Below are 15,301 nucleotides of genomic sequence, written 5' to 3' on the forward strand. Positions count from 1 at the left end.
ACGAGGTAATTTAAATGAAACTGAACAAGAAACTACTGGTCACAGGCGTACTGACTGCAAGTCTCTTTGCGGGCCAGGCCTGGGGCGCGGTTTCTGCTGAAGAAGCAGCCAAACTCGGCGACACGCTGACACCGATGGGCGCAGAGCGCGCCGGTAACGGTGGTGATATTCCAGCATGGACTGGCGGGCTGACTACGCCTCCTGCCGGCTACAATAATGATGGCATCTATGTTGATCCGTTTGCGGGTGAACAGCCGAAGTTTGTGATCGATCAGAGTAATGTGGATCAGTATGCAGACAAGCTGTCGCCGGGTCAGATCGCCATGATCCGCCAGTATCCGAACTATAAAATGCCGGTCTACCCGACTCACCGTACGGCGGTCTATCCCCAGAACATCATGGATGAAACGGTGAAGAATGCGACTCGTTCCGAGTTGATTCAGAACGGTAACGGTATCGGAAATTACGAGAATGCAACGCCGTTCCCGATCCCGCAAAATGGGCTGGAAGTAATCTGGAACCACATCACCCGGTACCGTGGTGGCTCGGTTCAGCGCAACATTGGCCAGGTGACGCCTACTGCCAACGGGGCATACTCGGTGGTTCAGTTCCAGGACGAACTGACCTGGAACCGTTACCTGGCGGACTATGAGCCTGGCCAGGACGATAACGTACTGTTCTACTTCAAGCAGGCGATTACCGCGCCGGCCCGCCTGGCGGGTAACGTACTGCTGGTACATGAAACTCTGGATCAGGTGAAGGAGCCTCGCCGGGCCTGGGTTTACAATGCTGGTCAACGCCGTGTTCGTCGCGCCCCCCAGGTGGCCTACGACGGGCCGGGTACAGCGTCTGACGGCATGCGTACCTCTGACAACCTCGACATGTTCAACGGTGCTCCGGATCGCTATAACTGGGAACTGCTTGGCAAGAAAGAGATGTACATTCCGTACAACTCCTACGAGCTGGTTGACCGTAACCTCAGCTACGATGACATCATCAAAGCGGGCCATATCAACCAGAATCTGACTCGATATGAGTTACACCGAGTATGGCATGTGCGTGCGACGCTGAAAGATGGTGAGCGCCATGTGTACGCACAGCGCGACTTCTACATCGATGAGGACACCTGGCAGGCAGCTGTGATCGATCATTATGATGGTCGTGGTGAGCTTTGGCGTGTCGCGGAAGCCCATTCCATGCAGTTCTACGACCAGGACGTGCCTTGGTACGCCCTCGAAGTACTGTATGACCTGTTGTCTGGCCGCTACCTTGCACTGGGGCTGACCAACGAAGAAAGCAACCCATACAGCTTCGGGGTAGAGCGCTATTCCCGGGATTACACGCCGGCCGCCCTGCGCCGGGCAGGTACCCGGTAACGGACAGGTATAGCAGTAGTTAAAAACGGCGGGCCATTGGCCCGCCGTTTTTTGTAGTGGCAACCGAACTTTTGGTGTTAAAAATTCGCCACTGACAAACTTTTTACACGTCAAAATTTTGCAGCTCACCCCACCTTTGGTTTAACCTTCTTCCAAGCAACTCATACTAAAGGCGTACCCGATGCAGGACGCCAAGCCATAATCCGTGAAAAGAAGATTCTTTTTACGCCGGCCTGTTGATAGCAGGAAGCCGGTTTTAAATGGGGCAGTGCGTGAAATCCTATAATGATGGCTGTGCAGCCAACGATGAATTTCAGTCCGCCAACAATGGCCTTGCGCATGGAGAGCTTGTGCGAGACCTTCTGGAGCAAAGGCTTCAGATGCCGGCAATTCCTGTCTCCAGGCTAATCCGGTCAGAGCTGGACCAGCAGATCCTGGCCGCTATGTCGCCAGGGCATCTGTTGTTTCTGGAGGCGCCCAGTGGTTATGGCAAAACCCACTCCCTGGTCAGCGCGCTCAATGCTGCGCCGGATGCCAGTATTCGTTGGGTTACACTTAACGGCGGTGACAACGCCCCTTCTCGTTTTCTCTCACTGTTGGCCACGGCCCTTGGTCTGTCTGACGTCTCAGCGCCAAATGGCGGTACTTTCCAGGATCATCTTTCTGTTCTTCTGGTCACCAAAGCCCGAAAGAAGGAGTCCAATCGGGATGTACTGGTTCTGGATAATCTTCATCATCTGACGAACCCGGCTGTGGTGGGATTACTCCATCAACTGGCTACGAACATTCCTGGCAACCTGGCGGTGGTGATGGCATCACGTTTACCCCTGCCGTTTGAAAGCCACACGCTGGATCTGCAGGGTGTCTACCAGCACTTTTCTGTGGATCGCCTCGAGTTCTCCCGGTCGGAAACGTTCGAGTTTTTTCAGCAAGCACGTGATGAACGCCTGATTACCAGTGTGGCCATCGACCACCTGTACAACCTGACGGAAGGCTGGCCAACCCCATTGGCCCTGTACCTTCGTGAGCTCGCTCGTGGCGATGAAAGAAAGCCGGTTCACGAAACCGAGTCCGTGGAACGGTTTATCAAGAGCACCGTGCTTGCGCCGTTGGCGCAGTCACAGGTTCGCAGTTTGCGAGTGATGGCGGAGCTCGAAAGCTGTTCAGATGAGCTGTTCCTGACACTGGAGGGCACCACCGCAGAGCCGGATATGCCGCCATCGTCGGCGGCGGAACGCGGATTGCCATTAAAGCAGGTGCCGGGGAGGGGGCGTTGGTATCGTTTGAACCCATTGCTCCAAGCCTGGTTACAGGCGCCCGTGATGGGCGGTTATGCCACCCGTATGTTGATGGCAAGCCGTTGGTTTGGGCAACGGGAGCAGTTTCCGGAGGCGCTCAAGTACGCCTTGCTGGCGGGCGAAAATGATGAAGTCATACGCATCGCGTCCGAGGGCACCGAGGCGCTGCTGTTGGGGCAAGACACGGCGTCGTTGCTGACGCTGCGACGAAGCCTGCCTGCCCAGTTGCTGGAGCGGAGTGCCAGGCTGCGAATCGTCTACGGCTGGGTTCATGCGATTGGTGGCCAATTCCGCCAGGCGCGAGAGTTGCTCGAATCGTTCAGTGTGTCAGATCTAAGAGAACAGGAAGCCCGAATATACGCCCTTAAAGCGTTTATCCTTCGTGGTGAGGGCTTTGTGGCACCTGCGCTTGAGATGGCTGACAAGGCGCTGGCGACGGGAGGCTTGTCTACCCAGGCGCAACTGGTGACTCAAATTGTCAGGTCCAGTGCGTTATGCGCTGGTGGGTACTTTCAGGCAGCGCGGGATGCCAATCGAACCGCTGCAAAGTTGGCTCGGGAAGCTGGCGACTCTGGTTCTGAAGCACTGGCAGTCTATGCTCACGCCAGAATTGAGCTGGGCAAGGGTGCTCTGGGCCATGCAGAACAGCTTTTGCGAACCGGGCTGGATACCGCCATGCAAGAGCTCAGTCGGCCCGCCCGGATTGGGGAAACACGGTTACAACTGAATCTGGTTCTGGTGCTCTGGCATAAAGGACGTCTGAAAGAGGCCGATCGCCTGTTGGTGAGCTGTGCCCGGCATGCGGAGCAAACTCGTGATCTGGGGCTGCTGCTGGCTATGGCGTTGAGGGTTCTGATGTGTCGGGCTCAGGGCCGTATGGATGACGCTTTTGTATGGATTGGCCGTGCCGAACGAACCATGCATTCCTGGCAGGTTGACGAGTCTGTTTACCTGCCGGTACTTGAAGCGCTGAAGGCGAGCTGTTGGTTGGCCTGCGGTCAACCTGAGAGCGCCTCTCAGGCGATGACAAAGCTGGCACCTTTCCGTAAGGACGGCTGTGTTCCTGAACTGTTCCCGATGATTCCGGGCTTGCTGGACTGTTTGCAGGTGCGGATTGATCTGGTGAACGGCGACCTGATTCGGGCCAGGGAACATCTCTCTGCTGTGTATCACCGGTACGAAGACACCTTACCCTGGGGGCTTCTGCTTCATGCGGGCCTGCTCGATGCGGTGCTCCTGACGGAAGAAAAAGGGCTGCCTGCTGGCAGGCGACAGCTGGAAAGCGTCGTTCGGGAGGCCGCCAGGGAGCACTTCATCAGTCCTTTCGCAGAACTGATGCAGGAGCTACGCCCCCTCATGGAAAAGACCTTCAGGGGGTTGGAGAAATGCCCCTTTACCAGTGCGTTGGGTGAACTGTTTAGTATCGAGGGCGCGGTGGTGGTTGCCGATGCGCTCGCGGAGCCAATCAGTGACCGGGAGCAGGGTGTTCTGGAGTTGATTGCCAAGGGCCTGTCAAACCAGGAAATCGCAGACAAGCTGCACATCTCCCTGCATACCGTGAAAACCCATGCCCGCAGAATCAATGCCAAGCTGGAAGTGAAGTCCAGAACCCAGGCGATTGTTCGTGCCAGGGAGTTGGGGCTGCTGTAATCAGCCCCCCGCTTTTAGCTCCTCAATCCGGGCATCTTTCTCCGCCCATATCCCGCTTACCCAACGCTGGAAGTCCACGCGCAATTCCCGGTTACCCTCGTAATCCATGCCCAGAAATCGCTCGGGTACCTCCCGGGTGCGAATGTCGATAATGATCTTGTCTACCCTGCCGCACAGGTAGTCCCAGATGCCCGGCTTGCCGTTGGGGTACACGATGGTCACATCCAGCATGGTGTGAATCATCTCGCCCATGGCGCCAAATACAAACGCCGTTCCACCGGCGCGGGGTTTCAGCAGGTTTTTATAGGGTGAATTCTGGCGGGCCTGTTTTTCTGGTGTAAAGCGGGTGCCTTCCATAAAGTTGAAGATGGTCACTGGCGTGTAGCGAAATTTCTCACAGGCCGCTCGGGTGGCTGCGATGTCTTTGCCTTTCAGTTCCGGACGTTTGGCGATCTGCTCTTTGGTATGGCGATGCATGAACGGAAAATCCAGCGCCCACCAGGCAACGCCCAGCAGGGGTACCCAAATCAATTGCTTCTTGAGAAAAAACTTGAGCAAGGGGATCTTGCTATTCAGCACGTACTGGATGGCGGGGATGTCTGTCCAGCTCTGGTGGTTACAGGTCACGAAGTACCAGTGCTTGCGGCTGAGTTCCTGAGCGCCCCGAACGTCCCATTCAACTTTGTGGAACAGTTTTACCAGTGTGTTATTGAAGCCTATCCAATACCAGGCGATGCCATTGACGATCACCGTGCAGACCTTGCGCACGGCCGTGACCGGGATCACCAGTTTGATGATGGCGAACAGCAGCAGGAACGGAAGGAAAATAATGGTATTCAGCAGGATAAGCAGAACCACCAGAACCCCTTTCAATGGGGCGGGCAGGAAATTGAGCATGGGCACTATCTCTGTAGGTTCAGATTTTAATGTCAGCCTTCAAACGGGCTGGCCAAGGCGCCTTCTGCGCCGGGAAGCAGCGCAGTATCGGCATCTGTTGAGGCCAGTTGTTTGAACTTGGCGGGGGTGCGCTCTCCCAACAAATTCCTGAATTCTTGATCATAGAACTCAAGATTGTTGTAGCGAATCATGGAGCGAATCTCTTTTATATACTCCTCACCCCGTTCGGAATAGCCAAGCAGGCCTTCCGCCATTGCCAGCCCGGAAAGTGGCTGTTCCGCCTGGCGGTTCTGCAACCGGAGGTCTCGGACCAGCTGGTAGGTGGGGTGCCGGTTCAGGTTCTGGATATACGAGCGAACAGACTGATAGGGCGAGGAGAACTTGGCCACTTCATGGCTGGCTCCCTCAACACGACTCAGGGGTACAAGACCACAGCCTTTGCTGAAGCACCACTGACCGAACAGGTTGTTACCCTCAGTGGCAAAGCGGGAAGTGCCCCAGGCGGATTCATTGGCCGCCTGTGCAAGAATCAGCGATGGCGGAATAACATCCAGGCGCTTTCTTAAAAGTGCAAATTGCTCATTGCTCCCTGTTGGGGCGTCAACTCTCAGGCGCTGCGCCTGATCGGTCAGCCATCGTTCTTCCCGGTTTGAGAGCTCGGCTTTGCTGGCAAGCGACTCAAGGTATTCCCGTTCAAGCAGAATGCGGGAGTTGGCAAGAACAATCCGCGGGTAAAGGAACGAGAAGAACGCGACTTTACGTTCGGTGGCATCACGATAGACCGAAAAGTCGGGCAGGTCGTCCTGTGCCCAGGCTGGGAGGCGGGGAAGCGATGCCAGAATCACTTCGTCATCGTCATCTCCACCAGAACTGCCGGGTGGAACATACAGGGCGCCAGCAGTAGCAAACAGAACCAAAGGAACAAACAGCATCAGCGCCCGGGTAACTGCAGTCATAAAACCTCTCGTCTTTATGGGTATGTCAGGCGATATGGCAGAAATTATAACAGGTTATACGAGAGCGTCCTGAGTATTGGTTCTGTTAGTCCGATTCCGGGATCACCGTGGCTATCAGTAATCCGGTCTGAAACTCGGGGCCGGTGTTATCCCGCAAGGTCAGAAATATCTGGTCACCTGTTCCTGTGTAGAATCCCGCGAGTGTGAGTTCGCCGCCGCTAAGGGTGATCTCGCCGTCTTCCGTTGCGGTGACGCCGAGTGAGGAGTCCAGGCTGGCTTGCCTTGGCTCTGAGACGTTACTGGATGGGATGTCGTGGTCAATCTGGACACCTTTTGCAGTCAGGGTTGCGTTGCCATCATCATGTAACTCTAGTGAACCGTTATGGATCTGATGCATTCGGCTGGTGTTATCGTTCATAGAGACGATAACACCCTGAAGCCTGTAGAGGGCCGGCACCAGTGGGTCAGTGGGAGCCTTGCCGGCAATCACCAGGCCGTCGCCAAGGTAACTGTCATCCAGATTGAAGGCCATCAGTGAGCCGTCCGGGGTGCTGGCGCCCAGGCCCATGTCCGGTGTTTCAAACTCTTCGCCGGGCTGGTCTTCATAAAGGGTCAACCTGCCCATATACCGGTCTGACTGGCTCAGGCGAGACAATCGGTTAGCCAGATTCCAGTCACCGGTTCCGGAACTCGCCTCTGCGCGCACTTGGCCATTACTGGCCCGGACAACCCGGAACTGAGCAAGCGTCGCCTCAGCTGCCAGCCGGTTGCCATCAGGGGTTTGGGTGTCCCAGGTGCCGTGCCCGGTTTCGAAAACCAGTGGGTCATCTTCATTGCCGAATCGGGGTGCGATATACACCAGGTTATAGCGTTGCTCTGCCAGTGTGGACAGGCTGAAATCGCTGCTGCGCTCCAGGTGGAGCTCAAACACAGAAAGGTAGTGGTCTTCCAACGTGTCCTGGCGTTTGAGTTTGCCTCCCTCTTCCTGAAGCTCAATGGCTTTGCCGGCCGAGAAATAGCTGGTGAGCACGCGGTCCGGGCTGCTATCCGGCTCTGCCGGCGCGGAGGTGAAAGCATCCAGATGATAGGGATTTCGGGTCCAACCCGTGATTCTGCTGCTGTCGCGGCCAGTCACACTCTGGTACAGGGCGCGGCCTGCCAGCAACCGGGCGGGGTTGATCGCATCACCGTTCTGAGCATCGCTTCGGGGTGGGGTGAGTGTGGCCGCCCCGGGAGCGCTTGAATGGCTGTTGCGCGCCCAAAGATCCGAACTCCGATTGAAGAATGTCTGGGAACCGCCGTTGTCAGTACCGTGAATGAGTGTTTGCCGATCGTACGGAATGTCGGTGGCCAAAGAGGTGACATTGATGTTGAACGCTTCAAAGGATGTGAGCGTGAGCGCTGGGTAAAGATAGGCGCTTCCGGTGGCGGTGAGCGCCTCTTCCTGGGCGGTACGGACACCCCATTGGCCGGCGCCGAACGCATTGGATTCCCGGAAGGTCTGGCCGAGCTCCAGCCCCAGGAAGACCGAATTGTAATCGGCGGAACTGGCGCGGACGGTGTCTGAATTATCCTGGCCGAGCAGGGCATAATCTGCCATGGCAGCCACGTAGGCTTTGAAGTCGGCCCGGTTATCCAGCCGGTCGAGGGCGCTGGCAATACTTGCATTGGTGCCGATATCGATCTCGAAGTCATGCACCTGGTCCGCGACCGTGCCCCAGACATACTTATTCAGACAAATGCTGCTGTTGACACAATTCATGACCGTTTGAAAATCGACGGCATCGTAATTCCCCAGGCCCTCGACAACCAGGTAATGGGAAAACGGGTTTACCTTCACATCCCGGTCCGAGTCGGCGGCGAGGGCTTTGAGCGTTGTGCCGCGATAGGAGGCTTCGATAACAACATCGGGGCCGATGGGGACCCCATCCTCAAACGCAATGATCAGGTAACCATCATCGTCCGTGGCAGTTGAAAAACGTACAGTGCCAAGGTCTTTCCTGAGGGTATAGTCCGTACGGTAAACCTCGACACGGTCGGGCACCACAATCCGCAGATTCCTGCGTGTGGGTTCACCCTGCGGGGCAAGGCTGGCCGGCACTTCCATGGTAACCCGGACTTCGTTCGGTCTCAGCCCGCGGGCGTTGTTGGAGTCGCCGGTGCTGCCAGGGCTGAAATCGTCCAGGGCATTGACGGCATTGCCGAACCGGTTGGGGATCTCCTTGACACCATCAATAGCGCTGTCGCCGCTGCAGGCGGTGAGTATCAGGGTGGCGGCCAGAAGGGTGGGGAGGTTCAATCTCATGCCAGACAATCCGTTGAGTAAGTATCCGGGAAGCCTAGCAACAAAAAGCGGGGGAGAGCGTGAGGAGTAGCACGAATCCGTTACCCGGCGAGCAGGCCGGGTAACGGATTCGGTATCGGTGTGGGGCAGTTAGAAGAAAATCTTGATACCGGCCAGCACACCTTCATCCAGGTTGATGTCTGGTGAGCCGGCAAAGTCCAGCTCGGTGTTCAGGTAGCGGTAACCGGCGAACACCTCAGCATTGCGAATCACACGGTAGCTTCCGCGCAGTTCCAGGCTGGTCATGTCGTCGGAATCTCCGAACGAAAGAATGGTTGGGGCGTAGTGGAGGCTACCGCTGAACGACAGGCCTGGTACGTCTGGCACATTCACGGTGGCAAAACCGCCCAGACCGACGGCGCCGCCATCCACATTGCGGCGGCGCTCATCATAAAAGACACCTTTGAGGCCTACACCGGCAGTGGTTGGCAGGTTGCCAATGGACGTACGGCCTTGCGCGTGAAAGTCGAGGTTGCCGATATGGCGGCGGCTGTCACGGTAGGTGTAGCCTGCACCCAGCTGAATATCGTTCTGAGCACCGAAAAAGTTGACCTGGCCCTTCGCCGAGTTATTGGTCAGGCTCAGGTCCAGATCAGCGGCGAACACAGGGGCGGCTGCCAGAGAAAGCGCCAGAGCGGAGATGCGGGTTACTTTCATGTTTACACCTTTATTGCTGTCGTTTGAGTTCAGACCGGCCGGAACTGCCGGCATCAGCGATAGTTATGACTGAGAGGATGGTAACGACCTGCCAACCGCATCACAACTTAAATGCCCGTAAGCCGTTGGAAAGGGTAGTCAGTCGGGCTGATGTGGCCTAGCTGATTCAGTGCCGGGTGGCTTCGTCGATCTGGTCGAGGTCATCGGGAGAAACGTTCTCCGCCGGCACCCGATATTCCTCATTGGCCCAGGCGCCAAGGTCAATCAGTTTGCATCGTTCGGAACAGAAAGGCCGAAATGGGTTGGTTTCCGTCCATTCGACAGACTTTTTGCAAGTGGGGCATTCAACATTCATATCAGAATCCGGGCTATAGGTAACATGCCGGTGCTCAGGATTCAGCAGCGGCCTGGCAGTATTGTTCCAGTACTGCCCGCAGCATTTCAAGGTTGACAGGTTTGGCAACAAACGCATCCATGCCCGCCGCCCGGCAGCGTTCCTCGTCTTCTTCCATCGCGCTGGCGGTTAGCGCAACCACGGGCACCCTGGCCCGGTGATGATCTTCTTCCCAGCGACGCAGCCGTCTGGTGGCTTCAAAACCATCCATGCGAGGCATAACGCAATCCATGAACACCAGGTCAAACTGATGCCATTGCCACAGGGCAGACGCCGCCTGGCCGTCGTTGGCAGTCATCACCTCACAGCCGAGTTTTTCCAGCAGCCGGCGGGTGAGGGTACGGTTCACCGGGTTGTCTTCAACCAGGAGTACCCGCATTCGCCCGCAGGGAATCTGCCGCTGTTTGACCGTGACATCGGTTATTGCCTGCAGCGAAAAGCGAGTCAGGAAGCGGCGTTCCTGTTTCTCCACGTCCAGAAACAGTTGGTTGAGGATGGGGATCAGATAAGATTCCCGCAGCGATTTGCTCAGGAAAGCGTCAGCCCCGGCCTGCCGAAAATGTTCGGCATCACCGCGCTGAGGATTGGATGAGAGAATCAGTAGCCGCATGTCGGCCCATTGCGGGTTACTGCGAATCTGCCGGCATAACAAATCGCTGTCCATATCCGGCACAAAACCATCAAGGATGATGGCGTGGTATGGGTCGCCGGCATCGAAGGCCTGGCGTAGCGAGGTCAGGGCCTCACCGGCGGCTTTCACTGCCTCGATCTGAACCTCATATCGGGACAGCATTTCCAGTGTGATCTTGCGTGACAGCTCGTAAGAATCCACCACCAGGATCTTTCGCCCCCGGACCATATGGGAGTCTGGCCGAATACGGGTTGAGGCATCTCCGGCCGCCTGCAGGGTCAGCTCCACCCAGAACGTGGAGCCCTGCCCAGGGCGGCTTTCCAGATCCATGGAGCCCCCCATCAGATCAACAAGCTGGCGGCAGATCGTCAACCCCAATCCCGCACCGGGCAGTTGCCGCTGGAACCGTTGGCCCAGCTGCACATAGGGTTCATACACCAGGGGGATGTCTTCGGGGTTAATGCCGACGCCGGTATCTTCAACCGCAAGGCGTAAGCGAACATTGCCCTCTTTCCGCCCAAGTACTTCTATGCTGATCAGCACATGGCCGGAATCGGTAAACTTGATGGCATTGGAGAGCAGATTGAGCAATATCTGCCGCAGCCGCACCGGGTCGCCGATCATAGCCCAGGGCAGGTTTTCATCAACCCGCATTTCAAGAGCCAGGCCTTTTTCCCTCGCCCGGGAGCCCAGCATGTGGATCAGATCGTTGAGGGTTTCCCTGAGGTCGAACGGAATGGCTTCCAGTTCCAGCTTGCCGGCTTCCATACTGGAGATATCCAGCAGGTCATTGATAATGGCCGACAGGCTTTCAGACGCGTTAAGCAGGGTGCTGACATACTCCCGCTGTTCCTGGTCCAGAGGGGTGTCGGTCAGCAGGTTGGCGTACCCCAGCACCGACTGCAGCGGAATGCGCAACTCGTGGCTGACATTGGCCAGAAACTGGTTTTTGGCATGGTTGGCCCGAATGGCTTCATCGCGCTCGCCCTGGGTTTTGATCGTGGTCTGACGCAGTGAGCGGGTGTCTTCCAGGATCTGCAGGCGCATCTTGTTGAGTGCCTGCTCAAGCTCTGACAGCTCATCCGGCCGGCGGGGCGGCTTTCGGCGTAACTGAAGTGGGTCAACCAGGGCATCGAGGTTTAGCTTGGCGGCGTAATCAGCCATGGTTTCCAGGTGCCGGGACAAGGTTACCCGAACGATCAACAACAGGCCCAGAGTGCCCAGCATCACCACCAGTGACTGGAACAACAGGTTCATCAGAGCCTGGTCCCGAACGCTCTCGTAGATTTGCTCAACGGAGGAAACAACCGTCAGTTCCCCAACCCGGCGGGGCTGGTCAAACGTGGATCGATTGAACTCAAGGGGAAATGTCTGGGAAATCACCCGGCCTTCCGGATACTGGCCAGTGCTGAATTCCTCACCCGTGGTGGTGATGACACGGGCATACTGCACCGACGGCATGGCCCGCATGTCGTCGAGACTGTTGGCCACCTCGCTGAAGTTCATTACCCAAAGGTTGGTGCCCATGCTGCCGGATATCAGCTCAACAGCCCGCTCCTGGCTCGACTGAAGTTCCGTTTTCTGGCGATCAAACTCGCCAATCATCTGCACGCCGGTCGCCACCAGAGACAGAATCAGGCTGTAAAGCAGCACCCACCCCAGCAAGCGGAGAGCCAGCGGGCGAACACCTAAACGCTTTAAAAACCGGTTGGAAAGCAAGGCACAAGTTCCCTGTGTCGACTACAAAATCACCAGCAGCAGTTTAACAGACGGATATCACTTCCACACGTATCTTTGAATCATCGTTCACAAAACGAAAACGCACATTCAGGTCATAAAGGTTGGCACCGTAGATGCGCTCTTCATCTCGTCCGCGGCGAAATGATGGCCTGGGGTCATAACTCACAACGTCTTCGATCAGCGCCCTCACATCCGGATACTCCTCTACCGGCAGGGTTGCCAGCTGCGCGGTAGCCTCAAGGCTGAATACCACGTCGGCACGCTCGGTGGGCGCGGATTCTGCCCAGCCGAGCGAAGCCTCCGGCACCGAATCGGCAAACGGCAAATAGGGTTTGATATCTAATATTGGCGTGCCTTCGATCAGGTCGTGGTCGCTAATGCGCAGAACCAACTGCCCGTTTTTGCGAATCAACCCTTCGTTCCTGACCACTGACAAACCAAGGCTGTTAGGCCTGAAAGGCGAGCGACTGGCGAAGACGCCGATCTTTTTGTTACCGCCTAGCCGTGGGGGGCGAACCACCGGCCGCCACTCGGCACGAATGGCCTCGTGGAACTGAAACGTAAGCCACAGATGACTGGCGGTTTCCAGGCCCCGAAAGGCGTCCTCCCGGTCAAACGGGCTCTGGATCAGCAGATCAGCATGGGCATGGCGCGTAAGCCCCGGTTGGCGTGGCACCCCGAACTTGTCTTTGAAGCAAGAGTGGGTAATGGCAATGGGGGTGAGGGTGAGAGCCTGGTCTGCCGGTCGGGATTTGTGGCGTGGTCTGGTCATATCATTGCCGGTCAATGGTTCCTGAGAAGTACATTTCGATACGGAACACCACCGAGGCCTGATCTTTGAAACCCTCGTCTCTGGGAAACTCCAGGGCTGGAATCAGTTCCGCAAACAGCCAATCTTCGTACAAGCGATAACGCCATGTGAGATCGGCAAAGTAGGACGTGGTTCGCCACGATGGCTGACTTTCACCAAGGGCCCCCAGCCTGGGGGTGAGGACGGAACGATGGCTGAGCCGTTTACGCGTACTGAAGATTTGTGCTGCCTCAAACTTGCGGTCCTGGTGCAACCACTCGAGCTCCGATGACGTGTAGAAATGCCAGCCGTTGCCAAGTGACCGGTCTGCGCCGAACCATGACCGCGCGCCCCATCCACGGGTGTGGTAGTAGTATAGCCGCTGCTGTACATTCAGCGCCCAGGCATCATCCAGTTGCCAGCCCTTGCTGGCGGTGGTTCGCCAGAACATTTCCGGTGGCAATCTCAGGCGGCCGCCCACATCGGTGGACAGGTTGATGGCGTCGCCCACCTGTGAAAGGAAACGCAGGGCGCCGGTGGTTTCCGTATCGGTACGGTCGGGCTCTGTGAGCTGCCTGTCCCGTTCCCGTTCACCAAGAGGGATCAGTTCATCGCTTTCGCTCTCAATGACCAGGCGCAGCTTTTGCTGGGTGGTGGGAACATCCAGCCGGAACCTCAGCTCCGGTTTGAATTGCGCCGGATCACTGTACTCGGATTCTGCCGCAAACCCGATTCTCAGATAGCTCTCGTTATTTGGTAGCGACTGGGTCGAGCCAGACAAGGTGCGATCAGCCCAGGCGCCAAAGTTCTGGACTGTGGTGCCATGAATGCGTTCCTGGCGGATGACCCAGTTACTGAAGTTCATCCACCAGGAATCCTCTGGTTCCGCCCAGTATTCATCGGGTTCAAACGTGTAGAACGAATACGGGAGTGATTCCGGTGCCAGCACATCCGGAATGGCGGAATCTCTTACCGTAAACACGGGCTCTGCAGCATGAGCGAGCGATGAGACCAGCAACGTATAAAGTAAAAGCGGGGCGGCCAGATGTCTCGGCCGGGGCTCCTTAACGAAACTCAAACAGGAACCGATTATGCAATTCACAAACCTGGCGCTCCACATCCTGTAAAGGGCGGTTGTTGTCGATAACAGCGTCTGCCCGTGAACGCCGCTCATCCCTGGCCATCTGCGCAGCCATAATGCGCTCTACCTGAACCCGGCTATTATCGTCCCGGGCCATGGTGCGTTCAATCTGAATGTGTTCGGGCACATCAACCACCACCACGCGATCCACCAGTTCATGTTGGTCGGTTTCCAGGAGTAATGGCGAAACCAGCAGAACATAAGGCTGGGAATGGGGGGCTTCTGGTGATTGCAGTTGCCTGACTAGCTCCTCGCGAATGACCGGATGTAACAGGCGTTCGAGCCAGTTTCTCTCTTCTGGGTTCTCAAACACCCGCTGGCGAAGCGCAGCCCTGTCCAGTGCGCCGTCCGCCTGCAGAATGTCGCGGCCAAAGTGCTCAGCAATCGCGGCCAACCCAGCCGTTCCAGGCTCAACCACCTCCCGAGCCACATCATCCGCATCCACCCAGTGCACACCTAAATCCCCAAAGATACGCACTACCGTAGACTTCCCGGAACCAATCCCGCCAGTTAACCCAACGATCTTCAAGCATCAAACTCCCAAAAAACCAAACCAAATCGCCTGAATCTCGGCCCCAAACCACAAACAAAGTAACCCAGCCGCCGCCAGATAAGGCCCAAACGGAATCGGCACCTCACGCCCATGCTTTTTGAACACCATCAGCGCAATACCAACCACCGCCCCCACCAGGGACGACAGCAAAATCACCGCCGGCAACAACTGCCACCCCAGCCAGGCACCCAGGGCCGCCAGCAGCTTGAAATCCCCATGCCCCATACCTTCTTTGCCAGTTACCAGCTTGAACAGCCAATACACTGACCAAAGCGATAAGTACCCTGCCACTGCACCCCAGAAGGCACTGTTAAAGTCTGTCAGCACGCCAAAATAGTTCAACACCAGGCCGAGCCACATCAGGGGCAGGGTAATGCTATCTGGTAGCAACTGCGTGTCGAAATCGATCATCGTCAGCGCCACCAGGGCCCAAACCAGCAGCAAGGCCCAAAGCGCCGCTTCCGTCGGCCCCAGCAAAGCGATGGTCACCACTGAGAAGATCGCGGTGATGGCTTCAATAATCGGGTAGCGCGGTGAAATCGACGTTCCACAAGAGGAGCACTTGCCCCGCAGTACTAGCCAACTGATCACTGGAATATTCTCCCAGGCCCGAATCTGATGACCGCAGGATGGGCAGGTGGAGGCTGGTTTGGAGAGGGAAAGGGGGGGGGCCTGCTTGCGCTGCTTTTCCGGTACCTCCAGAAACTCTTCACACTGGCAACGCCATTCCTGCTGCATCATTTTTGGCAGGCGTAAGATGACTACGTTCAGGAAGCTGCCGATGCAGAGGGAGAATAGGGTGACGGTTAGGTATAGGAGCCAGGGGGTGGAGAGGAATTGGTCTAGAGAGGGCATTCAAAAACTCATTGATAAG

The 15,301-nt window shown here is 56.7% G+C and carries 12 protein-coding genes; 2 read left to right on the top strand and 10 right to left on the bottom strand.

Annotation, left to right across the window (positions count from 1 at the left end; all coding sequences use genetic code 11):
• Window positions 1-14 precede the first annotated feature (14 nt).
• Window positions 15-1,376 carry a DUF1329 domain-containing protein gene (locus C7H10_RS11980; RefSeq protein ID WP_106695032.1) on the top strand — a complete coding sequence of 454 codons (1,362 nt, stop codon included), beginning with the start codon at window positions 15-17 and terminating at the stop codon, window positions 1,374-1,376.
• A 272-nt stretch (window positions 1,377-1,648) separates the two neighbouring features.
• Window positions 1,649-4,324 carry a helix-turn-helix transcriptional regulator gene (locus C7H10_RS11985; RefSeq protein WP_244178268.1) on the top strand — a complete coding sequence of 892 codons (2,676 nt, stop codon included), beginning with the start codon at window positions 1,649-1,651 and terminating at the stop codon, window positions 4,322-4,324.
• Here C7H10_RS11985 and C7H10_RS11990 read toward each other — a convergent pair whose 3' ends face one another.
• The 10 genes from C7H10_RS11990 to C7H10_RS12035 form a co-directional block, all read right to left on the bottom strand.
• Window positions 4,325-5,221 (bottom strand): acyltransferase, encoded by an 897-nt coding sequence (locus C7H10_RS11990; RefSeq protein ID WP_106695034.1) that lies wholly within the window; start codon window positions 5,219-5,221, stop codon window positions 4,325-4,327.
• Window positions 5,222-5,253: 32 nt separating this feature from the next.
• The gene (locus C7H10_RS11995; protein WP_106695035.1) at window positions 5,254-6,177 is read right to left on the bottom strand and encodes a glucosaminidase domain-containing protein; all 924 of its coding nucleotides are present in this window, start codon (window positions 6,175-6,177) and stop codon (window positions 5,254-5,256) included.
• Between the two features lie 85 nt (window positions 6,178-6,262).
• Window positions 6,263-8,482 carry a hypothetical protein gene (locus C7H10_RS12000; protein ID WP_106695036.1) on the bottom strand — a complete coding sequence of 740 codons (2,220 nt, stop codon included), beginning with the start codon at window positions 8,480-8,482 and terminating at the stop codon, window positions 6,263-6,265.
• 129 nt (window positions 8,483-8,611) lie between these two features.
• The gene (locus C7H10_RS12005) at window positions 8,612-9,178 is read right to left on the bottom strand and encodes a YfaZ family outer membrane protein (RefSeq protein ID WP_058089894.1); all 567 of its coding nucleotides are present in this window, start codon (window positions 9,176-9,178) and stop codon (window positions 8,612-8,614) included.
• A 166-nt stretch (window positions 9,179-9,344) separates the two neighbouring features.
• Window positions 9,345-9,533 carry a DNA gyrase inhibitor YacG gene (yacG, locus tag C7H10_RS12010; protein WP_058089895.1) on the bottom strand — a complete coding sequence of 63 codons (189 nt, stop codon included), beginning with the start codon at window positions 9,531-9,533 and terminating at the stop codon, window positions 9,345-9,347.
• Window positions 9,534-9,567: 34 nt separating this feature from the next.
• Complete coding sequence (locus C7H10_RS12015; protein WP_106695037.1) at window positions 9,568-11,922, bottom strand: response regulator; 2,355 nt, start codon at window positions 11,920-11,922, stop codon at window positions 9,568-9,570.
• Between the two features lie 43 nt (window positions 11,923-11,965).
• Complete coding sequence (gene tsaA / locus C7H10_RS12020) at window positions 11,966-12,715, bottom strand: tRNA (N6-threonylcarbamoyladenosine(37)-N6)-methyltransferase TrmO (RefSeq protein ID WP_106695038.1); 750 nt, start codon at window positions 12,713-12,715, stop codon at window positions 11,966-11,968.
• Between the two features lies 1 nt (window position 12,716).
• Window positions 12,717-13,715 carry a hypothetical protein gene (locus C7H10_RS12025; protein ID WP_244178269.1) on the bottom strand — a complete coding sequence of 333 codons (999 nt, stop codon included), beginning with the start codon at window positions 13,713-13,715 and terminating at the stop codon, window positions 12,717-12,719.
• 82 nt (window positions 13,716-13,797) lie between these two features.
• Window positions 13,798-14,403 carry a dephospho-CoA kinase gene (gene coaE / locus C7H10_RS12030; protein WP_106695040.1) on the bottom strand — a complete coding sequence of 202 codons (606 nt, stop codon included), beginning with the start codon at window positions 14,401-14,403 and terminating at the stop codon, window positions 13,798-13,800.
• Window positions 14,404-14,406: 3 nt separating this feature from the next.
• The gene (locus C7H10_RS12035) at window positions 14,407-15,282 is read right to left on the bottom strand and encodes a prepilin peptidase (protein WP_106695041.1); all 876 of its coding nucleotides are present in this window, start codon (window positions 15,280-15,282) and stop codon (window positions 14,407-14,409) included.
• Window positions 15,283-15,301 lie beyond the last annotated feature (19 nt).

Source organism: Marinobacter shengliensis, from assembly GCF_003007715.1.
Taxonomy (GTDB): domain Bacteria; phylum Pseudomonadota; class Gammaproteobacteria; order Pseudomonadales; family Oleiphilaceae; genus Marinobacter; species Marinobacter shengliensis.